The sequence below is a fragment of the Robiginitalea sediminis genome, from assembly GCF_002198115.1.
Classification (GTDB): domain Bacteria; phylum Bacteroidota; class Bacteroidia; order Flavobacteriales; family Flavobacteriaceae; genus Robiginitalea; species Robiginitalea sediminis.
This window is the reverse complement of the sequence record NZ_NGNR01000001.1, coordinates 1,016,953-1,042,067: the sequence shown is the minus strand read 5'-3', so window position 1 is coordinate 1,042,067 and position 25,115 is coordinate 1,016,953. Positions and strand designations below refer to the sequence as shown.

Genomic DNA, 25,115 nt, shown 5'->3' with positions numbered 1-25,115 from the left:
ATCAAATTAACCTTTATAAGAATAGGAATCATAGCATTTGCACATTAACACATTAGCACATTTGCACATTAGCACATTAACACATTAGCACATAAAGCATGCTCGCAACCGCACTAATCCTCGGCCTTATGGGAAGCCTGCACTGTATCGGCATGTGCGGCCCCATTGCCTTTATGCTGCCCCTGCACCGGGAGCGGCCGGCCCTGAAGTACGCCCAGCTGGGGTTGTACCACCTGGGGCGTATCCTGGCCTACGGGGTTATCGGGTTGGTTTTCGGGCTCGTAGGGAAAGGGCTCTACCTGTTTGGCTTTCAGCAAAAACTGTCCATTGCCGTTGGGGTCATTATGATCCTGACGGTCCTGCTTCCGGGGCATTGGTTCCGGAACTGGGGGCTTACCCGCCCCCTCTACCGCTGGGTGGGCAAATTACAGGCTGCCCTGGGTAAGCAATTACGGGAGGGCAGTGCAGACACCTTCCTGAGTATCGGCTTCCTCAATGGCTTTCTCCCCTGTGGGTTGGTTTATATGGCCCTTGTGGGCGCCCTGGCCCTGGCTTCGGCCCCGGAGGGCGCATTGTATATGATGCTCTTTGGGGCGGGCACCATCCCGCTGATGAGTGCAGCAGCACTCCTGGGTAAATTTTTTAAGGGAAAATGGGCGCCTGTTTTAAGGAAGGCCATTCCCGTGTTTGTGGTGATCATAGGGATGTTGTTTATCCTCAGGGGCATGGGGCTGGGCATCCCTTACATCTCACCACCTCCCCAGGGGACGCAGGTTACCGCGGCTCAGGCCTGCCACAGTTAAAATTGTATTTTTGCCGCGTCTACTAAAACAACTACCAGATCCGATGAAAAGGTTACTGATTTTCCCGCTTTTGTTATTCGCTATTGCCGCCTGCGGGCCGGCAACCCAAAAACAGGCCCAGGAACCGGAACCCACGGGAGCCGAAAATATCGCCTACCAATGGGGGGAGATGGCACTGGAGGCCACTGCCCTGGATACGGAACGCTTCAACCCAAGACCCACCATTACCTCCCGCTACCTCGGGTTGATTTTTACTGCGGTCTTCGACGCCTGGAGCCGCTACGACGCCAATGCCACCCCGGTTTACCTGCAAGGGGTAGCACGAGTCCCCGAAGCAGAACGCACCCTGGAAAACAAGGAGGTCGCCATCAGCTATGCCGCGCTGCGGGCCATGAATGAATATTACTATTCCGACAGCACCCTTTTCCGGGACTTTATGAAGGAGTTGGGACTGGACCCGGACAACCACAGTACAGACCCCACTACCCCAGCCGGGATCGGCAACCTGGCTGCCCAGGCCGTCATCGCAGCCCGAAAGGGCGATGGCGCCAACCAGTATGGGGAGGAACCCGGATCTGAGGGCACCCCCTATTTTGACTACTCGGGGTACCAACCGGTAAACAGCCCGGATAACAACACGGATATCAACCGCTGGCAGCCGAAGTATTTCGCGGATGGCAAGGGCGGGCGGTACGCCCCCGAATGCCTTACCCCCTACTGGCAGGAAGTAGCGCCTATTGCCCTGGATTCCGCCAGCCAGTTCCGCCCGGGACCCCCACCCATGGTGGGTTCCGAACAACTGGAGCGCGAAGTGCAGGAAGTGATCGAGATGCAGGCCAACCTGACCGATGCAGACAAGGCCCTGGTGGAATTCATGCGGGACGGGCCCAAATCCGTACAGCAGGCCGGGCACTGGCTCAAGTTCGCACAGGATGTAAGCCGCCGCGACCAGCACACCCTCGACCAGGATGTAAAAATGTACTTCCTGAACCAGGTTACGGCCATGGATGCCTTTATCGCCTCCTGGGATTCCAAGATGTTCTATGACTTTGCCAGGCCATACGCCCTGGTGCATGATTATTACCAGGGGCAGGTCATCAAAGCCTGGGGCGGCCCCGGAAAGGGGATGATGGACATGCCCGGAGAGCAATGGAGGCCCTACTCCCCTGAGACCTTCCTCTGCCCGCCCTTCCCGAGCTATACCTCCGGCCACAGTACCGTTAGCGGCGCCTGCGGGGAAGCCCTCCGCCTGTTTACGGGCGACGATTATTTCGGGGAGAAGGTTTCCCTGGTCCCGGGCTCTCTTACGGAAACAGACCCTGCCCATTACGGCGATACGGTGGTACTGGAGTTCCCCACCTTTACCGAGGCCGCCGAAATGGCGGGTATCTCCCGGGTTATGGGCGGATACCACATCCAGGCCGATAATATCGCCGGGCTGGAATTGGGCCGAGACGTAGCCCGAAGGGCCTGGGCATTTTACCAGGAGCATATCGGGGCAGAGAAGCCATAAGCTGCCCGGAACACCACCCATAAAAAACAACCATGAACGTAGTCTCATTAGAACAGGCTGCAGCCTATGTACAATCCGGCACCCGCATTTTTGTACAAGGCGCAGCCATGACCCCGAACACCCTTATCAATGCGATCTGCCGGCGGCATGAGGAGCTCCGGGATGTGGAAATCATCTCCATCCATACCGACGGGGAAGTCCTCTTTGCCCAGGAACCCTACCGGAAAGCCTTTCGCATCAACACCTGTTTTGTAGGGGGGAATGTCCGCAAGGCGGTCAATACCAACCAGGGGGATTACATCCCCATTTTCCTGAGTGAAATCCACCTGTTGTTCCGGCGCGACATCCTGCCCGTAGATGTGGCCGTGGTACAGGTTTCCCCTCCGGACAAGCACGGCTTCTGCTCCCTTGGGGCGTCGGTGGACGTGACCCTGCCTGCGGTTCAGAAAGCCAAGAAAGTTATTGCGCAGCTCAACCCCATGGTTCCCCGGACCCATGGGGATGGGATCATCCATATCAAGCAGATTGACGCCCTGGTGGAAGTTTCGGAACCCATCCACGCCTACCCCGTACTCCCCATTTCGGAGACCGAGGCCCAGATAGGCCGCAACGTCGCTTCCCTGGTAGAGGACGGGGCCACCCTGCAGATGGGGATCGGCAACATCCCGAACGCTGTGTTGCAGAACCTGGGGGGACATAAAAACCTGGGCATCCATACCGAAATGTTCTCAGACGGGATCCTCCCCCTGGTCCACTCCGGGGTCATCAACGGGGCCTGCAAGAAAATCGACACCAACATGATTGTAACGAGTTTTGCTGCAGGCTCCCAAAAACTCTACGACTTTATAGACGACAACCCCCTGGTCCACTTCCGGGAGGCGGCTTATACCAACGACACCGCCAATATCCGGACCAACCCCCGGGTTACGGCCATCAATAGCGCCATTGAAATTGACCTCACCGGCCAGGTTTGCGCCGATACCATCGGGAGCTACCAGTATTCCGGCGTGGGAGGCCAAATGGACTTTATCCGTGGAGCATCCCTTTCCGAAGGGGGGAAACCCATTTTCGCCCTGTCCTCCTCCACCGCCAAAGGGGTCTCCAAAATAACCCCCTTCCTGAAACACGGGGCCGGGGTCACCACTACCCGGGCCCACGTGCACTACGTGGTTACCGAATACGGGTGCGTGGACCTTTTTGGGAAGAACCTCCAGCAGCGCGCCAAAGCCCTGATTTCCATTGCCCACCCGGACCACCGGGAAACCCTGGAAGCAGCCGCACACGAGCGTTTCGGGTAGGGAATAAAATAAGTGTTTGTGACACACAAGGCTTTGATGTATCTTTTGGTGACCAAAATCCATTAGATACCATGAAGCACACTACCCCCAACCGCAGGGCCTTCCTCAAAAAAGCAGGGCTGGCAACCGCGGGACTCGCGGCAGGACCGTACCTCAGCGCAGCCCCCCGGGGCACCCAACCCCTGGTTAGAAACTACCCTATTCAGACTGCTGCAAATGACACCATCCAGCTCGGGCTCATCGGGTGTGGGATACAGGGTATCTACGATACCCGGTCTGCCCTTTCGGTAGATGGGGTACGCCTCACGGCTGTTTGCGACCTTTATACCGGACGGCTGCAGCGCGCCCGGGAACTCTGGGGGGACGGGTTGTTCCTGACCCGCGACTACCGGGAGCTCCTGGACCGAAAGGATATAGACGCAGTCATTGTGGCCACCCCGGACCACTGGCACAAACGGATCGTAATCGACGCGCTCAAGGCGGGCAAGGCGGTATACTGCGAAAAGCCCATGGTACAAAAGCCTGCCGAGGGGCACGAAATTATCGCTGCAGAACGGGAGACTGGCGGCATCCTCCAGGTCGGCAGCCAGGGGATGTCCTCCCTCGGCAACGAGAAGGCACGGGAGCTTTACAAGGCGGGAGCCATTGGGGAAATCGTCATGCTGGACATGTACAACGACCGGTATTCGGCCGAAGGGGCCTGGCAATACCCCATCCCCCCGGATGCCAACCCTGATACAGTAGACTTCGATACCTTCCTGGGCCATGCTCCCAAACGCCCGTATGACAACACCCGATTTTTCCGCTGGCGCAACTACCGGGATTACGGCACCGGGGTAGCAGGCGACCTTTTTGTCCATGCCTTTTCCACCCTGCACCATATCCTGGACAGCCAGGGCCCGGTCCGTGCTATCTCCACAGGAGGCCTGCGCTATTGGAACGATGGCCGGGACGTGCCGGATGTAACCCTTACCTTTTACGATTACCCCAAGACGGCTACCCATGCCGCTTTTAACGCAGCTTTCCGCGTAAACTTCATCGCCGGGGGCGGGGGTGGCGGAGGGTTCCGCATGGTGGGCACCGAGGGGTCTATGGAAGTGGGGCAGCGCTCGGTCAAGCTAAGCCGGACCGCCCTAGGTATGGCGCCCGGAGGATATTCCATGGTGGCCCAGACGGAAGCCAACCAGGAAGCCCTCAACGCCGAATACGCCAAAACCCTCGCACCAGGCCGGGAGGCGTTACTGGACCTGGGGGAAACCGTATGGGAGGCGCCCCGTGAATACAAAGGGGCACACCACGACCACTTCTTCAATTTCTTCGACGCCATAAGAGGGAACCGGAAGGTGGTACAGGACGCTACCTTCGGCCTGAGGGCTGCCGGGGCTGCCCTGCTGGCCAACGAGAGCTATTACCGGGGCGAAGCCGTGGGGTGGGACCCTTCTGCAATGAAGCTCACCTGAGAAAAGACCCGCAATAGAAAAGGGAGGACATCCTTTCGGACGTACCTCCCTTCTCATAACAGCAACTAAAATCTTAAATCTTGAAGGTTATCACCGGGATCCCGGAATGGTTGGCGATATCCTCCCCGATGCTTCCCATAAAGAAATGGGAGATCCCCTTTCGGCCATGGGTGGGGATGCCGATCAGGTCGGCCCCTATGCTTTCGGAATAGTTCAGTACGCCGCGTTCCACGCTGTAATCGCTGTAATGGTCTACCTCCATACCCACCTTGGCGCCTTTTAAAAAGTCGGCAATTTGCTGGTTGATGTCGGAAGTGCTCAAAAAGTGGTCGCCCGGGGTATTGATATACACCGCCCGGAATTCCGCGCCGAGTTTATCGGCAAAGGACTTGGCCTTGCGGAAGGCCTCCTGGCAGTCTTCCCGGAAATCGCAGGCGAAGGCAAAGGTCTCGATCTTAAAGTCCGGCCGGTCCTTCTTGACCACCAGTACCGGGATATCCGAATGGCGCACCACCTTCTCGGCATTGGAGCCGAAGAAGATCTCCTGCAGGCCGTCGGTGCCGTGGGACCCCATTACAATAAGATCCGCATTGTGGTTCTCGGCAACGTCGTTCACTTCGGAAAACACCTTGTAATGTTTAATTACCGGTGTGATTTTAATACCCTTCAGATAGGACTGGTCCAGGAATTCGGACAGACGTTTTTCCGCGGCTTTCAGCAGGAAAACCGTTTGTTCCGGATGGTAGGCCTCCGAAGAGGTGATCATGGCATAATTCAGTTCCAGCATGTGCAAGACAATGATCTCTGCCTTGTGCTTGCGGGCCAGGGACGCTGCAGTCTTCAGCGCATATTCGGATTGGTGGGAAAAATCAACAGGTACGATAATCGTTTTCATGGCTTTCATTTTTGGGGTTAAACCGTCATAGAGAATAACCTCGTTTCCGGAGCTTTCGTGTGTAAACGCAAGTCAAAGGCCATACAGATATTCCGGATAAACATCCGGCCGTCTTCTGTTACGGACAACCGATCCGGGCCCAGGACCACCAGGCCGTCCGCTTCGGGTTCCCGCAGCCGGTCTTCAATTTCCCGGCGTGTCTCCTCGGGGAGTCCTTTATCCCACTTGGTTTCGAAGCGACACATCAGGTCCAGCACGTGCCGGCGCACCTGCTCGTCCTCTGCGGTTAGGGCATGGCCCCGCATGAGCGGTAAAATGCCGTTGGAGACCAAATGCTCGTATTCTTCAATACTTTTTACATTCTGGGCAAAACCATACCAGCTGTCGCCAATGCTCGATACGCCAAGGCCAATCATCAGGCGGGTATTGCTGACGGTATAGCCCATAAAGTTCCGGTGCAGCTGCCCGGCTTTCATAGACCGGTACAGACCGTCTGACGGGAGGGCGAAATGGTCCATCCCGATCTCGGAGTACCCGGCATCCTGCAAGGCCTTTTTGCCCAGCTGGTATTGCCGCAACTTCTCTTTGGGCGCCGGGAGGTCCGACTTGCGGAACCCGCGCTGGCCATTGCCTTTGAGCCAGGGCACATGCGCATAGCTGTAGAGGGCGATGCGGTCTGGCCGGATCTCCGCTGTTTTGCGGATGGTCTCGGCCATGTGGGCCGTGGTTTGCAACGGCAAGCCGTAGATGATATCGTGCCCCACTGAGGTATAGCCAATCTCTCTGGAGATCCGGGTAATATCGGCTACCTGGTCGTAGGTCTGGATGCGGTTGATCGCGCGCTGCACCGACGGGTTGTAGTCCTGCACCCCGAAGGATACCCGGCGGAAGCCCTCGTCGTACAGGGCCTGCAGGTGTTCCCGGGTGGTATTGCCCGGGTGGCCCTCAAAACTGAATTCCCAATCGGCAGCCCTGTCGGCTTCACGGAAGAGCCCCCGGATGAGCATTTGCAGGTTTTCCGGGGAGAAGAAGGTAGGGGTACCGCCGCCCAAATGCAATTCCCGAATAACGGGGCGTTTGCCAAAAAGTTCGCGGTAGAGTTTCCATTCCTTCAGAAGGGCCTGGATGTAGGGGACTTCCACGCTGTGCTGGCGGGTGATGCGCTTATGGCACCCGCAAAAGGTGCACATGCTTTCGCAAAAAGGTAAATGGATGTAAAGGGATATCCCCTGGGAGTCGTTGGTCTCGTTAAAGGTACGCGTAACGGACTCCTTCCATTTCCGGCCCGAGAAGCCCTCGGGGTCCCAATACGGCACGGTAGGGTAGCTGGTATACCGCGGCCCCGGGACATTGTATTTTTGTACCAATCCACACATGATGTTGCTGTTTGATACAAATCTACCAAGGCCACTGTGTGGAAAATATGATAAAAATCAGCCGGGCGCTAAAAGGTGTCTTTGATCCAGTTATAGGGCGAGCGGCGAATCCAGCGGCCCCTTGTGAAATCGGGGACATACTGGGGTGCCCCTCCCTCGGCTATGGAGCGTTCAGAGAGGGGGGTGATCGCGCTCCAGGCCGCCGCGTCGTAGGCGTCTATGGGCGGGGTGATCCCGGCCTTGGCAGACTCCACAAAGGCGTGGAGGACAAAAAAGTCCATCCCCCCGTGGCCGGCGCCGGTGGCGTACTCCCCGTATTTCTGCCACAGGGGGTGGTCGTACTGCTCCAGCCAGGGGGCTGCCTCGTCCCACCGGTGCGGCTCGGAGCGGCCTTCAATATATATCCGGCTGCCGTCTACTTCCCAGAGCCCCCGGGCCCCCTGTACCCGGAACCCCAGGGAATACGGCCTGGGCAGGTTACAGTCATGGGTCACAATGATGGTTTCCCCCTGGGCGGTCCCTATTGTGGTGGTGATGACGTCCCCCTGCATGAATTTCAGGGATGCGTTGGGGTGGTCTTCGCCTCCCTGGGCCACAATATGGTTATGCAGTCCTATTCCTTTGGTGGCCGAGGAAGTCAGGCTTACCATGCGGTTGCCCCGGTTGATGTTGGCCATGGCCGCCACAGGACCCAGGCCGTGGGTGGGGTAAACATCGGCATTGCGTTTCAGGGAATGGAAGGTACGCCAGCGGGCTTCGGAAATCGCCTTTTCTCCAAATTCCACCCCACCCCCATAAGGCTGTTTCCCGTTGTTGAACTTCACTTCCCTCAGGTCGTGCTGGTACCCGCAGCGAAAATGGACCAATTCCCCGAACACCCCTTCCCGGACCATCCGCAATACGGCCATGATGTCGCGGCGGTAATTCACGTTTTCCAGCAGCATCAGGTGGGTTCCGGTGGCCTCGTGGGTATCCACCAGATCCCAGCACTCGGCCAGGGTGGTGGCGGCAGACACTTCCAGGCCCGTGTACTTCCCCGCCTTCATGGCGTCTACGGCCATAGGCGTATGCCAGAGCCAGGGGGTGGAAATAATGACCGCATCTACAGATTCAAGCGCCAGGAGATCCCGGTAAGAATGCTCGTGCTCCCCAAAGACCGCCGCCTTGGGTTTCCCGGCCTCCAAGATGGCCTGGGCTGCCAGCTCCAGGCGGGCGGGGTCCGTATCGCAGAGAGCCGTGACGCGGACATCGTCTCGCAGCAAAAGGTTGCGCAGGTGGTTGGTCCCACGAAGGCCTACCCCTATAAGCCCAACACGGAGTTCCCCGGAAGGTGCCCCGGCCAGTGCAGATTCGGAAAGCGGGTAGACGCCAACAGCGGTTGCCGCAAGGGCAGATTTACGCAGGAAGGATCGGCGGGTTTCCATAAAAACTGGGTTTGGTTTTGTGTACTGGAAGGTATGAAATAATGGGCATCCGGGGGGGAGTTCCCATTCAAAACCTTATTTTTGGGCACCAAAAGGATACCTGGTATGACCCTACTGCTTATGGCCGCCGGACGCGGCAGCCGTTACGGAAAACTCAAACAATTCGACGACCTGGGCCCCAATGGCGAGTTCCTCATGGAATTCAGCATTTACGACGCCATCGCCAACGGGTTCAACCATATTGTAGTCATCACCCAAAAAGATAACGTAGGATTCCTCCAGGAATACCTCGGTTCCCGCCTACCGGGCCATGTGAGCCTCGATGTCCTGGCCCAGGAACTCACCGACCTGCCTGCGGGTACCCAGTTTGCAGGGGAACGCCCCAAGCCCTGGGGCACCGCCCATGCCGTCTGGACGGCCCGCAACGTCATTACCAACCCTTTTGCCGTGATCAATGCAGACGATTATTACGGACAACCGGCCTATGCCCGTGCCGCTTCCTTTATTTCGGGCGCGTCTTCCGGCGCCTCCTTTGGACTGGTGGCCTATACCCTGGAAGACACCCTGTCTCCCCACGGTTCGGTTTCGCGCGGGGTTTGCAGCCAGGATGGCAACCGATTGCAGTCTGTGGATGAGCGCACCGAAATCATCCGGGAAGGCAACCGGGTGCACGACGCAGACAGCGGCCTGGAATTTACCGGCAAGGAACTGGTGAGCATGAATTTCTGGGTTTGCCAGCCCAGTATCTTCCCTAAAATCGAATCCGATTTCAGGGCCTTCCTGCAACATGCAGCTGACCCCACCAAAGGGGAAATCTACCTCCCATTCGTAATCCAGGATATGCTGCGGCAGGGGATGGCAGAAGTAGAAGTCATCCCTTCCGGAAGCGACTGGTTCGGGGTCACCTATGCGGCAGACAAGGACCTTGCGGTCTCTACCCTGAAGTCCCTCACCCAGGGCGGCAAGTACCCCTCTCCCCTCTGGTAAACAGCGATCCGAATGGATACCGCCCTCACCTCCGTCCTGCACCGCTACGGGATCCGCCCCGGGCAGGTGGAACCCCTCGAGGGTGGGCTCATCAACCAGACCTTCAAGGTATGGGAAGACGGGCAGCCGGCCTACATCCTGCAACGGCTGAATTCTGAGGTATTTCCGCAACCGGAAGCCATGATGGACAATATGAAGGTGGTACTGCCCCACCTTAAAGGGCCGGGTTATGCGACGGTGGAACTGATGCAAACCTCCGGTGGCAACTCCTGGGTGTCCGATCCTGAATTGGGATTCTGGAGGGTGTTTAGTTATATCCCCGGGACCCGGACATACCCCAACAGCTCCGATCCGGCCATTGCCCGGGAAGCCGGGCGCATCCTGGGGCAATTCCACCTGTTGCTTCGCGATGTACCGGTGGAGCACCTGAGTACGCCCCTGCCGGGCTTCCACGACCTTGAGAAAAGGTTCCGGGAATTGGTTGAAGCTGAAGGACAGGCTGCTCCGGACCGGAAGCGGGAGGCCAGCGCCTGGCTGGAGCTGGCCACCTCCCTGACCCAGGCATGCCGGGACATCCCGCTGAAGGACTTTCCCCTGCGCATTTGCCACAACGACCCGGTCATGAAGAACATCCTCTTCCGGGAAGACCGCCCGGAAGCCCTGTGCCTGATAGACCTGGACACCCTCATGCCCGGGGTATTGCTCTGGGATTTCGGCGATGCGGTGAGGAGCGTGGTAACGGTATACCCTGAAGATTACAGGGGCGAGGATCCTATTGTGCCCGACCTCGAGGCCTATGCGGCTTTTACACGGGGCTTTATGGAAAGTGGGGTGGAAATTACCCCGTCGGAACAGCTTTGGCTGCACTGGGGGTTGGTCCTGATGCCGCTCCTGCACGGGATTCGTGCCCTTGCGGATTTTCTCGCCGGAGACGTTTACTACCAGATCACCTACCGGGAACAAAACCTGGTCAGGGCCAGGAACCTCCTGTCACTGGCCGAAGCCAGCAAGGCCCGGATAAAGGAACTCCGAAACCTGACCCAAGTCCGGTAAGGCCTACTTAAAGGCGCTTATTCCGGTAATATCCATTCCCGTAATAAGCAAATGGATGTCGTGAGTACCCTCGTAGGTTACCACCGACTCGAGGTTCATCATATGCCGCATGATGGGGTATTCGCCCGTGATGCCCATCCCGCCGAGTACCTGCCGGGCCTCCCGGGCAATTTTCAGGGCCATCTCCACATTGTTGCGCTTGGCCATGGAAATCTGGGCCGTGGTGGCGCGCCCCTCGTTCTTGAGCTGGCCCAGGCGGTAGGCCAGTAACTGAGCCTTGGTAATTTCGGTAACCATCTCGGCAAGCTTCTTCTGCTGCAGCTGGGTGGCGGCAATTGGTTTGTCGAACTGCACCCGCTCCTTGGCATAGCGCAGGGCGGTATCGTAGCAGTCCATGGCAGCCCCAATGGCTCCCCAGGCAATCCCGTACCGGGCCGAATCCAGGCAGCCCAGGGGGGCGCCCAACCCGCTCTTACCGGGAAGCAGGTTCTCTTTCGGCACCCGGACGTTATCGAAGATCAGCTCGCCGGTGGCAGAAGCCCGCAACGACCATTTATTGTGGGTTTCCGGGGTGGTAAACCCTTCCATTCCACGCTCCACGATGAGCCCGTGGATGCGCCCTTCTTCATTCTTGGCCCACACTACGGCGATATCCGCAAAGGGGGCGTTGGAGATCCACAGCTTGGCCCCATTGAGCAGGAAGTGGTCGCCCTTATCCTTAAAGTTGGTGACCATCCCCCCGGGGTTGGAACCGTGGTCCGGTTCGGTAAGCCCGAAACAACCCATGAGTTCCCCTGTGGCCAGCTTGGGGAGGTACTTCTGCTTCTGCTCCTCCGTGCCATAGGCAAAGATGGGATACATCACCAGGGAAGATTGCACGGAAGCCGTGGAGCGGACCCCACTGTCTCCGCGTTCTATTTCCTGCATGATCAGCCCATAGGAAATCTGGTCCAGGCCAGCCCCCCCGTATTCCATAGGGATATACGGCCCAAAGGCTCCGATTTCGGCTAACCCGGCGATGATTTCGGTCGGGAACTCCGCTCTCTGGGCGTAGTCTTCAATGATGGGGGATACCGAACGCTTGACCCAGCTGCGGGCTGCGTCGCGGACCAACTTGTGCTCCTCTGTAAACAAATCATCCAGAAGGTAATAGTCGGGGGCTTCAAAAAGATCGGGTTTCATGCAAAGGACATTTAACAGGCCCAAAGGTAGATAAAACCAACAAACGGCCTATGTATTGTTACAAATTTAACGCGTGTCTGACAGTACAAAAATACACCCCTTTTACCGGCCCAGGAAATCGGCAAGCAGGCGGTGGAAATGGTGGACACCCATCTCCCGGGTGGGCGAAAACCGACCGGCCTTATAATACCGGGAACGAATCCCCTTGTGCACCCCTTCCACCACCTCTTCATCCTCCAGTTCGACCTGTTCCAGCCCGGAGCCGGCACCTTTATCCAGCTTGTCGGCATCCCAGACATAGCTTCTGAAAACCACCCGGGTAAGCCCCTTATCCACAGGCTCCACCCAATTGACGGAAACGCCCCAGGGGTAGAAGTTAAACATGGCGTTTGGAAAGACCCAGTAGTAATACGCCGCCACATCCCGGCCGTAATCCGGGTGCCCAGGCGGAAGGTCAAAAACCTCCTGCTCCCCGTCTGCATATCCGATCTGCAGGTTGCAATGTTCGAAAAGCAGGGTCTGGTAATCCCCGTAATCCAGCACCTCATTGAGGGCCTCGTGGACAAAGGGGATGTGGAACCCCTCCAGGAAATTATCGCAGTACAGCGCCCAGTGGGCCTTCACTTTAAATTCCTTCTTCCGGGACGGATCCTCCACCAACGCGGAAAGCGGCATAAAGCCCACTCGCTCCTCCATGGCGGCAAGCACCGGGTCGAGGTCATAGCCCGGCTCCAACCCGGCGAACAAAAAGGGCCCCCACTGCTTCAAGGGCAGCACAGGCAGATGGTCGCACTCAGACGGGAAGCCTTCCGTCTCTGCAAATTCGGGCATGAATTCAAAGCGCCCATCCAGGGCAAACCGCCTCCCGTGATACCCGCATACCAGTTTCCGGTACCGGCCCTTCTGCCCCACCACCAGGTTGCCCCGGTGGGTGCATACATTACTGAGGCAATGCATTTCTCCCGAAGCGGCCCGCGTCAGCAGCAGGGGTTCTTCCAGGAACCCTTCCAACAGGACCAGCGGGCAGGCGGTATCCTCATCCCCCAGGAGCCCGGTATCGCCAATACATTGCCAGGATTTGTAAAAAACCTTTTCTTTAAGGGCCTCGAATACCTCAGGGTCCCTGTAAAAGGAAGCAGGCAGGGTAGAAGCCTTCCGGATGTCCGGGTCTATAAAAAATGATGTTGCCATCTGCGCCAGTTCAATACCCCTAAATGTATGGATTTCCCCCTAACCCCAGGCCATGGATACCGGTAAAGAAAACAAGCTTGGCATATGGATGACCACCTCCCTGGTGGTGGGCAACATGATCGGGGCCGGGGTTTTTCTGCTCCCCGCCGCCCTGGCCGGCCTGGGAGGGATTGGCCTTGTGGGCTGGGGGGTATCTGCCGTTGGGGCCCTGATCCTGGCACGCGTGCTGGGCAGGCTCAGCACCATTGTCCGGGGAAGTATCGGCGGGCCCTATGCCTATGCGCGTGCCGGGTTCGGGCCGTTTGCCGGGTTCCTGGTGGCATGGGGCTACTGGAATTCAATCTGGATTGCCAACGGCGCCATAACGGTGGCCTTCATCGGCGCCATGGGAGTCCTGTTCCCCGCATTGGAAACCCACCCCCTGGCAGGTGTGGGCACCGGCCTTGCGGCTTTATGGCTGCTCACCTGGGTCAATGCCCTGGGCATTACCCGTTCCGGCCGTATGCAGGTGGTCACCACCCTGTTGAAACTCCTCCCGATGGCAGCGGTAATCTTCGGCGGGCTCCTGATGTTCGACCCCCAGCACTTGCTGCCCTTTAATACCAGCGGCCGTACCGGCCTCGGGGCTATTGCCGCCTCCGGAGCCCTTACTCTATATGCCTTCCTGGGGCTGGAAAGCGCCACGGTTCCTGCAGACAAGGTCCGGAACCCGAATAAAACCATCCCGAGAGCCACCCTGCTGGGGACCCTGGTTGCCACCGTGGTCTATGTCCTGAGTACCCTGGCGGTTATGGGGATGATCCCCCTGGCCGAACTCGCCACATCCCCCGCCCCCTTTGCCGATGCCATGCGGCTCCTGGCAGGGCCCTGGGGCGGGGGCCTGGTTGCCGGCGGGATGGCTGTTGCCGCCTTCGGGGCGCTCAACGGCTGGATCCTGATCCAAAGCCAGGTCGGCCGCGCTACAGCCCGGGACGGGCTTTTCCCGGCTGTTTTCAGCAGGGAAAACAAACACGAAGTCCCGGTTTTCGGGCTTGTTGCAGGCAGTGTCCTGAGTTCCCTCCTGGTGCTGATGCACCTCTCGGAAAGCCTGGTGGAACAGTTCAGCTTTATGATCCTGCTCTCTACCCTCTGCACCCTGGTCCCCTATCTCTTCAGCGCTGCAGCCTATCTTCGCCTCTCGGGCCAGTCGGGGAAATCCCGTCAGAAAGCAGGGGTATGGGTCCTGGGGTGGCTTGCCCTGGCATTCTCGGCCTGGGCGGTTTACGGGGCAGGGCAAAACGCCGTCCTTTGGGGCATGGTCCTTTTGCTTTCGGGGGTCCCGGTCTATGCCTATATGGCCACCCGGAAAAAGGAACCCCCACCTACAGATAAAAATCCCGGGTAAGATGCCGGTAGGCTTCGGAATACGCCCCGCCGGCGTCGTGGATGCACAGGTTCCGGACACGGGTTTCCACGGGGTGGCGCAACAGGTGCAGCAGGCTGCGTTTAGGAGGGGCACCGGACCTCCCGCACACCCGTAAAACGTCTTGCGGGTAAAACCCATACCTGGCAGCAAGCGACAAAAAGGGCCCTTCCTCCTTGTAGGGCAGGATAAGGGAAAACTGTCCGGAGGGACGCAGCAGGGCAGCGACACTTTCCAGAAGCTCGGGAAACGGGAGGGCGTGTTGCTGGCGGGCCTGGTCCCGGGCCGGTTTCCCGCTGCTTACCGTCTCGGCATGAAATGGGGGGTTGGAAATGACCAGGTCGTACTCCGGGCCGAATTCGGCAGCGAACTCCGCCAGGCTGGCATGGTAACAAAACAGGCGGTCTGCCCAGGGAGAGGCCTCAAAATTCTGCACGCAGGTGGCATGGGCTTCGGCATCGATTTCCACAGCATCGATGGTATCGGCTGCAGACCGTTGGGCCAGCATAAGGGCGAGGAGTCCCGTCCCGGCACCCACGTCCAGGATGGCCTGAGGGTTCCCGTCAAGGGGCGCCCACGCCCCCAGAAGGACCCCGTCGGTCCCCACCTTCATGGCTGCCCCATCCTGGGCAACGGCAAACGTTTTAAACCGAAAAACGGACATATCACTGGCTTTCCTCTACCCGGCCCGGGGGTCGGGTCTGCGTTCCTTCCACCCCGGTAAGAGCATCCCCAAACCTGAGCCTTGCGCTGTCTGCAAGCCGCGTGAGCCGGTCCATCACATCCGGATGTAAACCGGAGACCTCCCGGGTTTCGGAGGGGTCTTCCTGCAAATTGTACAGCTCCGGGGCTTGTAGTTCGAAATAAACATACTCCCCGGGGAGGCCATCACTCCCTGGGGGCTGTCCTTCCATGGACCGATAGCGGTGTGGAAAGTACAATTTCCAGGGGCCGCTGCGGACGGCGTGGAGTTCATTGACCCGGTAATAGTAGAAATAGGCTTCATGTGGGGAGGCCTGCTCCCTTCCGGTAAGCACCGGCCAGATATCCTTCCCGTCTATGGGCTGCTCCGGTAGGGGGGCGCCCGCCTGCCCTGCTATGGTAGGGAGCAGGTCAATGGCCATAAAGGGGGTATCCCGCACCTCCCCCGCCGGGAGTTTCCCCGGGTAGCGCATAATAGTGGGTTCCCGTACCCCGCCCTCCCAGGCTGTGCCCTTACCCTCCCGCAGGGGGCCGGCACTACCTGCATGGTTCCCGTAGGAAAGCCACGGGCCGTTATCTGACGTAAAGATGACCCAGGTATTGTCTTCCAACCCGTGCTTTTTCAGGGCCCCGAGGATTTCCCCCACGGACCAGTCCAGTTCCATGATGACATCACCATAGAGGCCGCGCCCGGATTTCCCCCGGAACCTGTCGGAGACAAAAAGAGGGACATGAGGCTGCGGGTGGGGGACATAGAGGAAGAAGGGGGTTTCTTTGTTTTCCTCAATAAACGCCACGCTGCGGCGGGTAATTTCCCGGGTCAGGAACGTTTGGTCCTCCAGGGTGTCGATTACGGTCTGCTGCTCGTATAACGGGAGGGGGTCAAAATCGAATACCGGCCCCTGCTGCGGGTGGAGCGGCCACATATCGTTGGAGTAGGGTATCCCGAAAAAGGTGTCGAAGCCCTGTTGGGTGGGCATGAATGCCGGGTGGTCACCCAGGTGCCACTTCCCGAATATCCCGGTGCGGTAACCACGGGCCTTCAGGACCTCGGCCAGGGTTTCCTCCCGGGGGTTTAACCCCACCGGGCTATCGGGCATCAGGGCATTGTGAATCCCAATCCGGTTGGCATAACACCCGGTAAGCAGGGAGGCCCGGGATGCGGAACAAACGGGCTGGGACGCGTAAAACTGGGTCAGGAGCAACCCTTCTGCCGCCAACCCATCGAGGTTTGGGGTGGGGATATCCGCGGCGCCGAAAACCCCAACGTCCCCGTAGCCCTGGTCATCGGTAAAGATGAGTACGATATTGGGGCGCTGCGGGTCCTGCGGGGGCGCTTCCACTACGGAATGGCACGCCTTCAAAGACAAAACAAGGGGCAGAAAGAGCCAGACCATACTCCTGTGCATAAGGCAAATACTGTTAAAAGCTTGATAGATGTGTGTAAAGTAATTAAATTTCTGTCTTCAGGGTATTCCTCCCCTTCCGGGAAATAACCTGCAAAAGACCACCCTATGTTCCCAACTTTGAAGGTAACAGGCCGGATCCTGGCCGTTTTCCTGCTGGCAGCAGCCTGCCGGGACCCCCAGCCCCACCCGGTAGACCGCGTAATCGGCAGTTTTTCGGATTCCCTGCCGATCCCGGCACTGCCCGAAGGTGCAGACCCGGAACACGAGAACTGGGCGGGCATAGACCTGGAGCCCAAAGCCCCGGTTGCCCCTCTATACCCGGAGGCCTCGGCCAGCAAGTTCTTGTTGCAGGAAGGTTACCGGATAGAACCCGTCCTGACGGAACCCCAAATAGAGCAGCCGGGAGCCATTGCCTTCGACGGCAACGGGCGCATGTATGTCCTGGAGCTGCGCACCTATATGCTCACAGCCGATTCCGACGGTACCCTGGACCCGGTCAGCCGGATTTCCCGCTGGGAAGATACCGACGGGGACGGCACCTATGAAACCGGGGGCGTCTTCCTGGACAGCCTGGTCTTCCCCAGGTTTGTACTCCCCTATGGCAAGGACTGCATTTTGGCTATGGAAACCAACCAAGACAATGTATACCGGTATACGGATACAGATGGTGATGGGCGGGCCGATAAAAAAGAACTGTTTACCACGCGCTTCGGGCGCTTCGGGAATGTGGAACACCAGCAGGCTTTCCTCTATTACGGGATGGACAACTGGCTCTACAGCACGGTCAATGCCTTCCGGGTACGGGAAACCCCCGCAGGGGTTATCCGCGAACCCACCGGCTACAACCGGGCCCAGTGGGGGATTACCCACGACGACGACGGTAAGCTGTGGTTCCTGGGCGGGGCCAGCGGGCTCCCCTCCTATTTCCAATTCCCCATACACTATGGGAATTTTGAGGTGGAAGACCAGTTTGCAGATGGTTTTGAAGTCCCCTGGGGGGCACCCATAGGTATTGCCGATGTTCAAGGGGGGATGGACGAGGTCCGTCAGCCCGGGGGGGCACTCAACCGGGTAACCGGCTCGGCCGGCAATGATATTTTCAGGGGAGACCGCCTCCCGAAGGAACTCTACGGGAAACTCTTCTACGGCGAACCCGTGGCACGCATTGTCCGGCAGGCCAACCCGGAGATGAGCGAAGGCCTCACCCGCCTGCACAACCCCTACCAGGAAGCCCAATCGGAATTCCTGCGGTCTGCAGACCCGCTTTTCCGGCCGGTAGACCTGACCACGGCCCCGGATGGCACCCTGTACGTAACGGATATGTACCACGGGATTATACAGGAAGGGGAATGGGCCCAGAAGGGGACCTACCTCCGCACCAAAATAGAACAGTACCAACTGGATAAGGTCATTGGGCTGGGCCGGATCTGGCGCCTGTCCCACCAGGATTTCCCACGGGACCAGACCAAACCCAGAATGCTGGACCAATCCCCGGCTGAGCTTCTGGCCTACCTGGGGCACCCGAACGGCTGGTGGCGCGACAAGGCCCAGCAGCTTATTGTCCTCTCCGGGGAGGCCTCCCTGGCGCCTGACCTGGAAAAAATCGCCTTTGGGGGAGCTACCCTGCAGGCGCGCATCCACGCCTTGTGGTGCCTGGAAGGATTGGGTCGTTTGACCCCCGAGGCCGTGCGGACCCTGGCATCAGACCCGAGCCCCCGCATGCGTATCCAGGCCCTCAGGGCAGGAGAGCGACTGTATCCAAAAGGCCAGAACCCGCTTATGGAACCCTACCTCAAGGCCCTGGAAGACCCCAACGGCGAGGTGGCCATGCAGGCCCTTCTGAGCCTGGGCTGGATGGAAGCCCCGGGCTGGCAGGAGGCGGTGGCCGAAACCCTGGGGCAACGCAGCGAACGGGGGATACAATTGGTAGGGTCCCAGATGCTGGAAGGGGTCAAAAACCAAAGGGAGGACTCCTATCCGTTCCCCCTTACCGATGCCGAAAAGGAATCCCTGATGCGTGGAAAGGCGATCTACAACGAGCTTTGCGTGCAGTGTCACGGCCCCGGGGGCAATGGCCAGCCGGCGGGGAACGGGACCTATATGGCGCCGGTACTGGCCGCTTCCCTACGGATCCAGGGGCACCCGGACTACACGGTCAAAACCATTTTACACGGCATGGAAGGCCCGCTGCAGGGCCAGAATTACGCCGGGGGCATCATGGTGGGCAATGCCGGGCAGACCGACCAATGGATTGCCGATATCGCCTCTTACATCCGCATGGGCCTGGGCAATGGTGCCAGCATGGTACCCGAAGCCGATGTGGCCGAAATCCGTGCCGAAACCAGCGGACAGTCCGGACCGTATTCGTTCGAAGGCCTGACCACATCCGTTCCCCGCATCCTGGAACCCCAGGACTCCTGGGAGGTTACGGCCAGTCACTCCGGTCCGGTTATCATCGGTGGCTCCGCCAACCCCAGGGCTGCCTTTTCGCACGAAGGCTGGACTACCGGCAAGGATCAGGAAAACGGGATGTGGTTCCAGGTAGGTTTCGGCCAGCCGGTTTCCATTTCCGAGGTCCACTTCAACGCCCCTGCCAATGGCCTGCCCTGGCAGGCTTCCGAGAAACCCCCGGCCTATCCCAGAGGCCTTGTGGTTTCCGGTTCCGCAGACGGAACCCGATGGGAACCCCTGCTTGAAACCTACCCGCAAACTCAGCAGGTGGGCTTTAAATTCTCCCCTGAAACGGTCCGGTTCCTGCGCCTGACCCTGGAAGAAATACCGGCCGATATGGCCGGTATCCCCTGGTCTATCCGTCAACTGAAGCTTTACGGGCAACCCGGGGAAACACCCTTATCGAACAACCCTAATACCAAGAACCCATGAGTACCAAACACCAACGCCCCGGGAGGCGGAAATTCCTCGGGACGGCTGCCCTGGCGGCCACAGGCCTGGCCCTGAAACCCTCCGGCCTCTTTGCCGGCCCTGCCATCCTGAAATACCCACGCAGGGCCTATTCCCTTATAAACGGGGTACAAATTGGGGTCATCACCTATTCCTTCCGCAGCATGGAAGACCAAAGTGCGGAGGCCACCCTGCAATACGTGAAGGACTGCGGCATCAATGCCATCGAACTGATGGGCGACCCCGCGGAATCCTTTGCGGGCAAGCCGGCAAACCCGGTAGACCGCCGCACCCTCTTCGGGCTGATGCGTGCCAAGCGGGACGGGGCCCTTACCGCAGACCAGGCCAAAGAGCTGGCGGATTTGCGGGCCCAGGCCGAGGACTACAACAAACAGGTGGCCGCCTGGAGGGGCAAAACCTCTATGGAGCCCTTTGAGAAACTCCGCAGGATGTATGCCGATGCCGGGGTTTCCATCTACGCTTTTAAACCCAGGGCCTTTGGCCAGGACAACTCCAATGTGGAAATCGACTGGGGCATCCGGGCAGCCAAGGCTTTAGGGGCCACCCATGTGACCCTGGAGCACCCGGACGATGACGCCCACACGGAAAAACTGGGCTGGATGGGTGCCAACCACGGTATTTTTATCGGATACCACGGGCACGAACAGCAAACCCCCACCTTCTGGGACACCGCTTTGAAACAGTCTACTTTCAATGCCCTCAACCTGGACCTCGGCCATTACGTAGCGGCGGGGAACAGCAAACCCTTGGACATCATCCGGGACAAATATTACCGGATTAAAAGTATGCACATGAAGGACCGGCAGACCCCGGCCAACGGCAAGGGGAATGTGGCCTGGGGCACAGGGGATACCCCCATGGGGGATGCCCTGAGACTCATGCGTGACAACCGCTATGAATTCCCGGCCACAATAGAGCTGGAATACCAGATCCCCGAGGGCTCCAATGCGGTGGCCGAGGTGCGGAAATGTCTGGATTTTTGCAGGGAGGCCCTGGGTTGATTTATTCCTTAGGGGCTTGCAGGTAGGCCAGCAAATGGGCCATGTCCTGGGGGTTAAGCCCCTGTTCCAGCCCTTCCGGCATGAGGGAAAGCCCGGAACTGCTGAACTTTTGGATGCTGTTTTTGGGAAATTCCCGTTCCTCCCCTCCCATGAGCTGAAGGGTGATCGAGGCGTCGGTTTCCCGTAGTACTACCCCTGTGTGCAGGGCCCCGGAGGCATCGACGACCGTGTGAGCTAAATAGGCCACATCTGCAGCCGCGTTCGGGTCCAGGATATCGTGAAGCAGGGTTTCCCGGCTTTTCCGCCCTATTTCGGTCAGGGCAGGGCCCACCGAAACGCCTACGGCACCTATCTTATGGCAGGACGCACAACGGGCCTGGTACAGGCCGCTGCCAGCCTTCGCGTCCCCGGGCAGTTCCAGGGCCGGGCGGTAGGCCTTTACCACCTGGGCACGCTGTACCACCCCGGCATCGGAAAAGAGGCTTTCTGCCCGATTTTTAATTTCCTCATCGTCCGAAAACAACAACACACGCCGTCGCTCCAGGTCCAGGTTGAATTCCCCGAGACGCACCCTCCCGGATTCCATTGCCGTAAGCAAGTCCGGGTGGTAGGCCGGGCGGTAGAGCAGGATATCCGTAGCGTGTTTACGGGCCTCCGGGCCCAGGTTTTCCCAGGTGGCCAGCAGCAACTCGGGAACGCGAGGGTCCTGCGAATCCCAGAGTTGTTGCAAGGCGCCCCGCTGCAAGCCCACGGGGACCCTGCTATCCAGGAAGCCCCCCAGAAGCGGCAACCGAACCTCTAAGGGTGTCCGGGCGCCAAGTTCCAGCCAGCCAACGCGCTCCTCAGCGGATAAGCTGGCGTCCTGTGCCTTTTGGAGCGAAAGGGCCAGCATTTCCCGGAACGTCTCGGAAGGAGGTAGCCCCATAACCTCCCTGAAGTGTGCTGTTGCCATCATATCACGGCGCGACATGCCAGGCTCAAGGCTTTTGAGGTCCCGGGCCATCTGCCCGCGCTCCGGGCTTGCCAGGGCAGGATCCGGCCGGCCTGCGGAAGCCCAGCCGCGGGAAACGGCATCGAGGATCTCCCCTGCAGCCCCGGTATGCCCTTCCTCTTTCAGGACCGCAACCAGGTGGGCAACTTCAGCTTCGCGGGCCGTCCTGCCAAATGCTTCGGCAAGGTCCCTTAGGGTTAGCTTCCAAGGGTCCGAGCCCCCCCATTTTTCCAGGTTGCTACCTAGGAAGGTTCCCGCTTCGGGCATCAAAGCCGCGGTGGCAGCCCGGCGGATCCAGAGGTCGGTATCGGGTCGGTCCAGGACCGCGCCAATGGTATCGAGCAAGCCTTCTGTACGGGATTCGCCGATTCCGGATTCCAATCCCTGAAGGGTCAAAAGCGCCTGCAACCGGACACGGGGGTTCTGATCCGAAATACATACCAGTACGGCTTGCAGGAGTCCATCCCGGGAATCCAAACGGGGCTCAGCAACCTTCAGGGCATTCTCCCGGATCGCCGCCACAGGATCCGTTAGAGCGGCCAGAAGCCTGGCATCGGTTAGTTTCCCGACTCCTTCCAACACCCACATAGCATGCAACCGGGCCAAGGGATTCTCCGATTTAAGCAAAAGGGCTTCCAGCTGAGCCGTTGGCAGGGGATTTGTTTCTGTCACCAGGAGCCTTTGGGCTGTAGTACGCACCCATTGGTTCGGATGCGCTAGGGCAGCGAGTAATCCCTCAGGAGATTGCAATTCCCAGGAAGGATCGGGATTCCATTCCCTGGGCCATATGCGATAAATTCGGCCCTGGTCCCTCCCGGCTTTCAGATCCAGATCCTTTTCTATTTCATCCGGGATCCACTCCGGGTGCTCTATGACTTCCCGGTGCATATCCAGCACATACAGGGACCCGTCGGGGCCCACGGTGAAATTGACGGGGCGGAAGGCACGGTCTGCACTGGCCAGGAACTCGGTCCCCTGGCCATAGCGGCTGGTAGCAAATGCGGAAGCCGAATCGCGAAGGGCGTCGAAATGAACCAGGTTCAGGACAACATCGGCCACAAAAAGGCCGTGGTTAAATTCGCCGGGGAAACGGCCGCCACCGTAATAGGTAATCCCACAGGAACCCGAAAAATAGCCGGATTGCTCCGGGTGGTTCACCCTAGTCTGTTGTTCACCTATGGGGTAAATACGCGAGAGCCCGTCCCGGTCGTGGTCCGAAATATTCACCAGGGCATGGTCCGGTTTTCCGGGGACGCGCTCCAGGTAACGGTCTTCAAATACCAGGTGCAGGTTGTGCTCGAGGTTATGCGTCTGAAACAGGTGACCCCACGGGTCGAAGGTCAATTTATACCCCCCGGAGGATTCCCCAACTCGTTGCAGGCTATCCAGGCTGGCGTGCAGACGCACGTCGCCCCCCCTGAGGGGCACCTGGGTTTCCGGTCGCCCGGGGAAGAAAGGGGTGCCGGAATTCCCCCCGTTGGCCATGTAAATCCAGTTGTCCAGGCCGTAGGTGAGACCATTGAAATTATGCTGGAGGTTTTCGTTGCTAAAGCCTTCCAGGATCACTTCCCTGTAGTCGGAAACCCCATCGGCATCGCGGTCTGCAATCCACAGGAGCTCCGGGGGGCTGGCCACCAGGAACCCATCGCGGTAAGGCATAAAGGAGGACGCCACCCCCAGGCCTTCACTAAAGACCGCCCTTTGGTCGAAAACCCCATCGCCATCCGAATCCGTGAGGCGCACCAATCGGCTCTCCTCATCCCGAAGCGGGTACCCCGGCATCTCCAGGACATAGGCCACGCCATACCGGTCGAAATGCATCTCCACGGGATCGAACACTAAAGGTTCAGAGGCCGCGAGTGCCATCTGGAAATCCGGGTGCAATTCAAAACCCGGAGGAACATAATCCTTCGTTTGCGAACAGGAACCAAGAAATAGGACTATCGCCAGCAGCCCGATGAAACATGAATGACGCATAACTTTTCAGGGTTTAAGGCCTTACAGCCAACCCGCAAAAGATACAAAACAGATGCAAATCCCTAAGTCTCAGGAGGACGCCTTGTTAACCCTCCCCCAGATAGAGGTCTAAAAGGCCTTCCGGGGTGCGGACGTGGATCTCCCGGGCCTCTCGGTCTACCTTCAGGATGAGTTCGTCGCTTATGGGCACCAGGACTTCCTTCCCGTCCTTTTCCGCCACAAACAGGGCCTGGGCGGCATGGTCGTTTATGGAACGGATTTCCCCGGCGTCGCCATGGGTTTCGTCCTGCAGGCGGAAGCCGATGACCTCGTGGTAGTAAAACCGGTTGCCTTCCAGGGGGGGCAGCTGGTCCAGTGGCAGGTAGAGTTCCGCCCCAATGAGCTCCGTGGCGGCGGCTTCTCCCTCCACATCCTCAAAGGAAAGGCGCAGCAGGGCCGATTTATGCAGGCGGCTCTGGCGCACAAAAAAAGGAACCAGGTGGTTGCCCAGGGCAAGCATCACTGATTCCAGATTTTCGTATGATTCCGGCTCGTCTGTATCTAACTTGGCGAGCAGGTCTCCTTTATATCCGTGGCGGGAGACAATCTTACCGAGGTAAAAACAGTCTTCCTTGCGCATGTACGTTGGGTTTACTCTTCTTCGCTGCTGGCAGCTTCTTCGGTAGCTTCGGCGGCCTCTTCGGCAGCAGCTTCCGGTTGCTCGGCAGCGGCTTCGGCTTCGGCAGGTGCTTCGGCTTCGGCAGGTACTTCGGCCTCCTCGGCAGCAGCTTCTGCAGCGGCTTCTTCCGCTTCGGCAGCAGCGGCTTTCACACGGCTCTCGTTGACCTCCTTCTCGGCCTCCAGGGCTTTGGCTTTGGCTTCTTCCTTAGCCTTGGCGATATCTTCCTCTTTAGCGGAGATTTTCTGGCCTTTCTCTTCCAGCCAGGCCTGGAATTTCTTCTCGGCTTCCTCCTCGCTGAAGGCGCCTTTGCGAACACCGCCGTTGAGGTGGTGCTTCATCAGGGCTCCTTTGTAGGAGAGGATGCGGCGTGCGGTCTCAGAAGGCTGCGCCCCGTTTTCCAGCCACTTTACGGACTGGTCGAGGTTGAGCTCGATAGTGGCAGGGTTGGTATTGGGGTTGTAGATCCCGAGTTTCTCGAGGAAGCGGCCATCGCGCTTGGCACGACCGTCTGCGGCTACAATCCAGTAAAAGGGTTTTCCTTTTTTACCGTGTCTTTGAAGTCTGATTCTAACTGGCATATCACATTAAATTTTTGGGGTGCCCGACCCCGGTTATTAATTCTTGTACAACGTCAGGCCCGTTGTTCAGCCGTGGCTTTACGATGAAAGCGGGTGCAAATATACAGTTCTTTTCAAGATCTGCCACACCTGAAGGGCTTAAAAATGAGCCAAGTGGGCCTCCCATTTGGCCGCCCAACCTGTTAAAGCAATACTAAAATGACTTAATTACTTGATTTTCAATATTTTATTTCTTATACTATAGATGCGTTGTCGAAAGCCGGCAACCGCATAACCGCTAAAAAATGACG

At 58.5% G+C, this 25,115-nt stretch carries 19 protein-coding genes; 9 read left to right on the top strand and 10 right to left on the bottom strand.

All coding sequences use genetic code 11. The features are described 5' to 3' along the window. Positions 1–98 precede the first annotated feature (98 nt). The 4 genes from CA832_RS04640 to CA832_RS04625 all read left to right on the top strand — a co-directional run bounded on the left by CA832_RS04640 (position 99) and on the right by CA832_RS04625 (position 5,074). Positions 99–803: a sulfite exporter TauE/SafE family protein gene (locus CA832_RS04640; RefSeq protein ID WP_088340369.1), complete on the top strand. Its 705-nt coding sequence runs from the start codon at positions 99–101 to the stop codon at positions 801–803. A 43-nt stretch (positions 804–846) separates the two neighbouring features. Further along, positions 847–2,316, top strand: a complete 1,470-nt coding sequence (locus tag CA832_RS04635) for a vanadium-dependent haloperoxidase (RefSeq protein WP_088340368.1) — start codon at positions 847–849, stop codon at positions 2,314–2,316. Positions 2,317–2,348: 32 nt separating this feature from the next. Continuing rightward, positions 2,349–3,614 (top strand): acetyl-CoA hydrolase/transferase family protein, encoded by a 1,266-nt coding sequence (locus CA832_RS04630; RefSeq protein WP_088340367.1) that lies wholly within the window; start codon positions 2,349–2,351, stop codon positions 3,612–3,614. Positions 3,615–3,685: 71 nt separating this feature from the next. Next, a complete protein-coding gene (locus CA832_RS04625) occupies positions 3,686–5,074 on the top strand; it encodes a Gfo/Idh/MocA family protein (protein WP_088340366.1) in 1,389 nt (462 codons plus the stop codon). A gap of 73 nt (positions 5,075–5,147) precedes the next feature. Here the strand turns inward: CA832_RS04625 and CA832_RS04620 are convergent, their stop codons facing one another. The 3 genes from CA832_RS04620 to CA832_RS04610 all read right to left on the bottom strand — a co-directional run bounded on the left by CA832_RS04620 (position 5,148) and on the right by CA832_RS04610 (position 8,769). Beyond that, on the bottom strand, positions 5,148–5,969 hold the full coding sequence (locus CA832_RS04620; RefSeq protein ID WP_088340758.1) for a universal stress protein: 822 nt from the start codon (positions 5,967–5,969) through the stop codon (positions 5,148–5,150). A gap of 17 nt (positions 5,970–5,986) precedes the next feature. Then, positions 5,987–7,345: an oxygen-independent coproporphyrinogen III oxidase gene (gene hemN / locus CA832_RS04615; RefSeq protein ID WP_088340365.1), complete on the bottom strand. Its 1,359-nt coding sequence runs from the start codon at positions 7,343–7,345 to the stop codon at positions 5,987–5,989. A 68-nt stretch (positions 7,346–7,413) separates the two neighbouring features. Further along, positions 7,414–8,769, bottom strand: coding sequence for a Gfo/Idh/MocA family protein (locus CA832_RS04610; RefSeq protein ID WP_088340364.1), 1,356 nt, complete (start codon positions 8,767–8,769; stop codon positions 7,414–7,416). Positions 8,770–8,874: 105 nt separating this feature from the next. Here CA832_RS04610 and CA832_RS04605 point away from each other — a divergent pair, with 105 nt between their 5' ends. Both CA832_RS04605 and CA832_RS04600 read left to right on the top strand, forming a co-directional pair. After that, entirely contained in the window at positions 8,875–9,756 is an 882-nt protein-coding gene (locus tag CA832_RS04605) for a nucleotidyltransferase family protein (RefSeq protein WP_088340363.1), read from the top strand. A 12-nt stretch (positions 9,757–9,768) separates the two neighbouring features. Then, on the top strand, positions 9,769–10,809 hold the full coding sequence (locus CA832_RS04600) for a phosphotransferase enzyme family protein (protein WP_088340362.1): 1,041 nt from the start codon (positions 9,769–9,771) through the stop codon (positions 10,807–10,809). A 3-nt stretch (positions 10,810–10,812) separates the two neighbouring features. On the opposite strand, the gene CA832_RS04595 is transcribed toward CA832_RS04600, so the two are convergent. After that, positions 10,813–11,991, bottom strand: a complete 1,179-nt coding sequence (locus CA832_RS04595) for an acyl-CoA dehydrogenase family protein (RefSeq protein ID WP_088340361.1) — start codon at positions 11,989–11,991, stop codon at positions 10,813–10,815. 102 nt (positions 11,992–12,093) lie between these two features. After that, complete coding sequence (locus CA832_RS04590) at positions 12,094–13,182, bottom strand: aromatic ring-hydroxylating oxygenase subunit alpha (RefSeq protein ID WP_088340360.1); 1,089 nt, start codon at positions 13,180–13,182, stop codon at positions 12,094–12,096. A 52-nt stretch (positions 13,183–13,234) separates the two neighbouring features. On the opposite strand from CA832_RS04590, the gene CA832_RS04585 reads away from it, so the two are divergent. After that, positions 13,235–14,566: an amino acid permease gene (locus CA832_RS04585; protein ID WP_088340359.1), complete on the top strand. Its 1,332-nt coding sequence runs from the start codon at positions 13,235–13,237 to the stop codon at positions 14,564–14,566. On the opposite strand, the gene CA832_RS04580 is transcribed toward CA832_RS04585, so the two are convergent. Together CA832_RS04580 and CA832_RS04575 are read right to left on the bottom strand one after the other, a co-directional pair. Then, positions 14,544–15,248: a tRNA1(Val) (adenine(37)-N6)-methyltransferase gene (locus CA832_RS04580; RefSeq protein ID WP_088340358.1), complete on the bottom strand. Its 705-nt coding sequence runs from the start codon at positions 15,246–15,248 to the stop codon at positions 14,544–14,546. The two genes, CA832_RS04585 and CA832_RS04580, sit on opposite strands and share 23 nt — an antisense overlap. 1 nt (position 15,249) lies before the next feature. Further along, positions 15,250–16,683 carry a sulfatase family protein gene (locus CA832_RS04575; RefSeq protein ID WP_198944439.1) on the bottom strand — a complete coding sequence of 478 codons (1,434 nt, stop codon included), beginning with the start codon at positions 16,681–16,683 and terminating at the stop codon, positions 15,250–15,252. Positions 16,684–16,800: 117 nt separating this feature from the next. Here CA832_RS04575 and CA832_RS04570 point away from each other — a divergent pair, with 117 nt between their 5' ends. Together CA832_RS04570 and CA832_RS04565 are read left to right on the top strand one after the other, a co-directional pair. Further along, positions 16,801–19,578 (top strand): DUF7133 domain-containing protein, encoded by a 2,778-nt coding sequence (locus tag CA832_RS04570; protein ID WP_088340356.1) that lies wholly within the window; start codon positions 16,801–16,803, stop codon positions 19,576–19,578. Then, complete coding sequence (locus CA832_RS04565; protein ID WP_088340355.1) at positions 19,575–20,618, top strand: sugar phosphate isomerase/epimerase family protein; 1,044 nt, start codon at positions 19,575–19,577, stop codon at positions 20,616–20,618. Before CA832_RS04570 ends, CA832_RS04565 begins: the two co-directional genes overlap by 4 nt. 1 nt (position 20,619) lies before the next feature. On the opposite strand, the gene CA832_RS04560 is transcribed toward CA832_RS04565, so the two are convergent. The 3 genes from CA832_RS04560 to CA832_RS04550 all read right to left on the bottom strand — a co-directional run bounded on the left by CA832_RS04560 (position 20,620) and on the right by CA832_RS04550 (position 24,825). Continuing rightward, entirely contained in the window at positions 20,620–23,586 is a 2,967-nt protein-coding gene (locus CA832_RS04560) for a PVC-type heme-binding CxxCH protein (RefSeq protein ID WP_088340354.1), read from the bottom strand. An 85-nt stretch (positions 23,587–23,671) separates the two neighbouring features. Continuing rightward, positions 23,672–24,205, bottom strand: coding sequence for a ribosome maturation factor RimM (gene rimM, locus CA832_RS04555; protein WP_088340353.1), 534 nt, complete (start codon positions 24,203–24,205; stop codon positions 23,672–23,674). 11 nt (positions 24,206–24,216) lie between these two features. Further along, positions 24,217–24,825: a 30S ribosomal protein S16 gene (locus CA832_RS04550; RefSeq protein ID WP_088340352.1), complete on the bottom strand. Its 609-nt coding sequence runs from the start codon at positions 24,823–24,825 to the stop codon at positions 24,217–24,219. Positions 24,826–25,115: the final 290 nt, after the last annotated feature.